The sequence below is a fragment of the Mycobacterium sp. genome, assembly GCF_035653355.1.
GTDB lineage: Bacteria > Actinomycetota > Actinomycetes > Mycobacteriales > Mycobacteriaceae > Mycobacterium.
Genome location: NZ_DASRBZ010000273.1, coordinates 1 through 4752 on the forward strand (window position 1 = coordinate 1; position 4752 = coordinate 4752).

At 66.7% G+C, this 4752-nt stretch carries 4 protein-coding genes and 1 pseudogene; all 5 read left to right on the top strand.

The window, feature by feature from the left end; translation table 11 throughout:
* Nucleotides 1-505 (top strand): annotated as a pseudogene (locus tag VFA16_RS09305) (glycine hydroxymethyltransferase); the annotation flags it as partial.
* Between the two features lie 139 nt (nt 506-644).
* The gene (gene glyA / locus VFA16_RS09310) at nt 645-1925 is read left to right on the top strand and encodes a serine hydroxymethyltransferase (protein ID WP_324967535.1); all 1281 of its coding nucleotides are present in this window, start codon (nt 645-647) and stop codon (nt 1923-1925) included.
* Between the two features lie 51 nt (nt 1926-1976).
* Nucleotides 1977-2804 (top strand): acyl-ACP desaturase, encoded by an 828-nt coding sequence (locus VFA16_RS09315; RefSeq protein WP_324967532.1) that lies wholly within the window; start codon nt 1977-1979, stop codon nt 2802-2804.
* Nucleotides 2805-3084: 280 nt separating this feature from the next.
* Nucleotides 3085-4377, top strand: coding sequence for a PhoH family protein (locus tag VFA16_RS09320; RefSeq protein WP_414687676.1), 1293 nt, complete (start codon nt 3085-3087; stop codon nt 4375-4377).
* 25 nt (nt 4378-4402) lie between these two features.
* A partial coding sequence (locus tag VFA16_RS09325; RefSeq protein ID WP_324967534.1) for a polysaccharide deacetylase family protein occupies nt 4403-4752 on the top strand: 350 nt, incomplete at its 3' end.

The following is a 4752-nucleotide window of genomic DNA, read 5'->3' on the forward strand; positions in this document are numbered from 1 at the left end:
GCCGCACGTCATGGCCGCCAAGGCGGTTGCGCTGGCCGAGGCTCGGCAGCCCGCGTTCGCCAGCTACGCCCAGCGGGTCGCCGACAACGCCCAGGCGCTGGCCGACGGGTTCCTGCGGCGCGGCGCGCGGCTGGTCACCGGCGGCACGGACAACCACATCGTGCTGCTGGACGTCACATCGTTCGGGTTGACCGGGCGGCAGGCGGAATCGGCGCTGTTGGACGCCGGGGTCGTCACCAACCGCAACTCCATCCCGGCCGACTCCAACGGAGCCTGGTACACCAGCGGCATCCGGTTCGGCACCCCTGCGCTGACCACCCGTGGTTTCGGTGCCGCCGACTTCGATCGGGTTGCCGAGCTGGTTGCCGACGTGCTGACCAACACCGCACCTGTGGGCACCTCCAAGGCCAAGTACACGCTGGCCGACGGGACCGCGGACCGGGTGCGCGCCGCGGCTGCCGAGTTGCTGGCCGCCAATCCGCTCTACCCAGGCTTGGAGTTGTAGCTCCATAGCGACGACCCGCTGCGCCCGGCTTCGCCGCGCTTGCGATCGCCGCTGGGCGCCCGACGTGGCCCCCAATTCGTCGGCCCCGCATGTCAGACTGGCCTCCGTGACCGCCGCACCTGACACCGCCACCTCCGTGATGTCCGCCCCGTTGGCCGAGGTCGACCCCGATATCGCAGAACTGCTGGGCAAGGAACTCGGCCGCCAGCGCAACACCTTGGAGATGATCGCCTCCGAGAACTTCGCGCCGCGCTCGGTGCTGCAGGCCCAGGGCAGCGTGCTGACCAACAAATACGCCGAAGGCCTGCCGGGCCGGCGCTACTACGGCGGCTGCGAATACGTCGACGTGGTGGAGAACATCGCCCGGGACCGCGCCAAGGCGTTGTTCGGCGCTGAGTTCGCCAACGTGCAACCGCATTCCGGCGCGCAGGCCAACGCCGCGATCCTGCACGCGCTAATGACACCGGGGGAGCGGCTGCTCGGCCTGGACCTGGCCAACGGCGGCCACCTGACCCACGGGATGCGGCTGAATTTCTCCGGCAAGCTGTACGAGACGGGGTTCTACGGCGTCGATCCGGTGACCCATCTGATCGACATGGACGCGGTGCGGGCCCAGGCGCGCGAGTTCCGGCCCAAGGTTCTGATCGCCGGTTGGTCCGCCTACCCGCGGATTCTTGACTTCGCTGCTTTCCGGTCCATTGCCGACGAGGTGGGTGCGAGGCTGTGGGTCGACATGGCCCACTTCGCCGGGCTGGTGGCGGCAGGTCTGCACCCGTCGCCGGTGCCGCATGCCCACGTGGTGTCCACCACCGTGCACAAGACGCTGGGGGGCGCTCGGTCCGGGCTGATCCTCGGCAAGCAGGAGTTCGCGAAGGCGATCAACTCAGCCGTGTTCCCCGGCCAGCAGGGCGGACCGCTGCTGCAGGCGGTCGCCGCCAAGGCCGTCACATTCAAGATCGCGGGCACTCCGGAGTTCGCCGAACGCCAGCAGCGCACGTTGTCGGGCGCGCGGATCGTTGCGGAGCGACTATTGGCTTCCGACGTCGCCAATGCTGGCGTGTCGGTGGTCAGCGGCGGCACCGACGTCCACTTGGTGCTGGTCGACCTGCGCAACTCTCCGCTGGACGGCAAAGCGGCTGAAGACCTGCTGCATGACGTCGGGATCACCGTCAACCGCAACGCCGTCCCCAACGACCCGCGCCCGCCGATGGTGACCTCAGGGCTGCGGGTGGGCACGTCGGCGTTAGCTACCCGCGGTTTCGGTGACGCCGAATTCACGGAGGTCGCGGACATCATCGGGACCGCGCTGGCCGCGGGCGAGTCGGCCGACGTGCCGGCGCTGCGCGAACGGGTCACTCGCTTGACCCGGGAGTTCCCGCTGTACGAGGGCTTGGAAGACTGGAAGCTGGTCGACCGGTAGCGGGCGCGCCCGATTTCATGAAACCTGTGTACGCGGGTTACAGTAACTTTTATGGCAGTCAAACCTGTTGCTAATGCGCTGACGCTGGAACTCGAGCCGGTCGTGGAACGGCTGATGGACCACCACCTCAACACCGAGGACATTTGGTACGCCCACGACTATGTGCCGTTCGACCGCGGCGAGAATTTCGCCTTCCTCGGCGGACGCGACTGGGACCCCTCCCAGGCGACGCTGCCGCGGCCTTTCATGGACGCCTGCGAGATCCTGCTGCTGATCAAGGACAACCTGGCGGGCCATCACCGTGAGTTCGTCGAGCACTTCATCCTCGAGGAATGGTGGGGCCGCTGGATCGGCCGATGGACCGCCGAGGAGCATCATCACGCGATCGCGCTGCGCCAGTACCTGGTGGTGACCCGGGAGGTCGACCCGACCGCTAACGAAGAGGCCCGGGTGCAATATGTGATGAAGGGCTACCGGGCCGACCACTACAGCCAGATCGAAACCCTCGTGCACATGGCGTTGACCGAACGCAGCCACGCCGTTTTCTGCCGCAACTTGGCGGCCCAGCTCGAGGAGCCCATCCTGGCCGGACTCATTGACCGGATCGCCAGGGACGAGGTGCGTCATGAGGAGTTCTTCTCGGCCCTCGTTGCGCACTGCCTCGACTACCGCCGCGAAGAGACGATCGCCGCTATCGCGGCCCGTGCGGCCGAGCTCCAGGTCGTCGGCGCCGACATCGACGCCTACCAAGACAAGCTGCGAAACGTCGCTGAGGCAGGCATTTTCGACGAGGATCAGCTGCGCCAGGTCATCTCCGACCGCATCACCGAATGGGGCCTGGCCAGCGAACCTGCGCTGCAGCAGTTCGTGCAGCGCTAAGATTGCCCGGCTCGTCCGTCGGGGCGTTGCGCGGCCCGCATCGGTCGCCAGGCGGGTAACGACCGGCGCGCCTGCACGGCGGGCATGCGGCGACCAGAGTAGCGTCGCAGTCGATGGCTAGCGACATGCTCTGCTGTCCGAGCGGCGCCTTTGCTCACGACTACGGCAGGACCGGCCCTGGTCCTGGTGCCGCAGCCCCCGCCCAGTCCGCGCGGGGCCGCGCGGGCAGTTACGCCAGGAGCGCTTCGTGACTGATTCGCCGTCGGTTGCACAGGACACTATTCGGACGTATGTGCTCGACACTTCCGTGCTGTTGTCCGATCCGTGGGCGTGTACCCGCTTTGCCGAACACCACGTCGTGGTGCCTTTAGTTGTAATCAGCGAATTGGAGGCCAAACGCTACCACCACGAGCTGGGTTGGTTCGCCCGCCAGGCTTTGCGTTTGTTCGACGACCTGCGGCTGGAGTACGGACGGCTAGATCAGCCCATTCCTGTTGGGACACAGGGCGGTACGTTGCATGTCGAGCTCAACCACAGCGATCCGGCGGTGTTGCCTGCGGGATTCCGTACCGAGTGCAACGACTCGCGGATCTTGAGTTGCGCGGCCAACCTTGCTGCCGAGGGCAAGCGGGTGACGTTGGTCAGCAAGGACATTCCGCTACGCGTCAAGGCCGGTGCGGTGGGCTTGGCGGCCGACGAGTATCACGCCCAAGATGTCATTACTTCCGGATGGACCGGCATGGCCGAGATCGAGACTGCCGTCGACGATATCGACGCGTTGTTCGCCGACGGTGAGATCGACCTGGTCGATGCCCGGGACCTGCCCTGCCACACCGGGGTTCGGCTGCTCGGCGGCAGCTCGCACGCGCTAGGCCGCGTCAACGCCCACAAACGTGTTCAGCTTGTCCGCGGCGACCGCGAGGTGTTCGGTCTTCGTGGCCGATCCGCGGAGCAACGGGTGGCGCTCGATTTGCTGCTCGACGAGTCAGTGGGCATCGTGTCGCTGGGCGGTAAAGCCGGCACCGGCAAGTCGGCGCTGGCGCTGTGCGCAGGGCTCGAAGCGGTGTTGGAGCGCCGAACTCAGCGCAAGGTGGTGGTGTTCCGCCCGTTGTATGCAGTTGGCGGGCAAGACCTGGGCTACTTGCCGGGCAGCGAGAGCGAGAAGATGGGCCCGTGGGCGCAGGCGGTGTTCGACACCCTCGAGGGCCTGGCCAGCCCGGCGGTGCTGGAGGAGGTGCTGTCGCGCGGCATGCTCGAAGTTTTGCCGCTGACCCACATTCGGGGGCGTTCGCTGCACGACTCCTTCGTGATTGTCGACGAGGCGCAATCGTTGGAGCGCAATGTGCTGCTGACGGTGCTGTCGCGGCTGGGCGCGGGATCGCGCGTCGTGCTGACCCATGACGTGGCTCAGCGGGACAACCTGCGGGTGGGCCGCCACGACGGGGTGGCGGCGGTGATCGAGAAGCTCAAGGGCCACCCCTTATTCGCGCACATCACCCTCGTCCGCAGTGAGCGGTCGCCGATTGCCGCGCTGGTCACCGAGATGTTGGAGGAAATCGCCCCGCCTCGTTGACCTAGCGTTTCGGTAGGCTGCCAGCGTGCCGAGACGACCCGACAGCCAGGCCTGGCGGTACTGGCGAACCGTTCTCGGTTTGCTTGCTGCCGCGACAGTGCTGGTGATCGGTGCCCTCACCGGTCATGTGAAACGCGCCGACGCCGACGATGTGGATTGTTCGCGGGTCAAGTGCGTGGCGCTGACCTTCGACGACGGGCCGACCCCCTACACCGACCGGCTGTTGCAGATCCTCAAGGACAACAACGCCAAGGCGACGTTCTTCTTGATCGGAAACAAGGTGGCGGCCAACCCCGCGGGCGCCAAACGCATCGCGGATGCCGGGATGGAAATCGGCGGCCACACGTGGGAACACCCCAACATGACGACGATCCC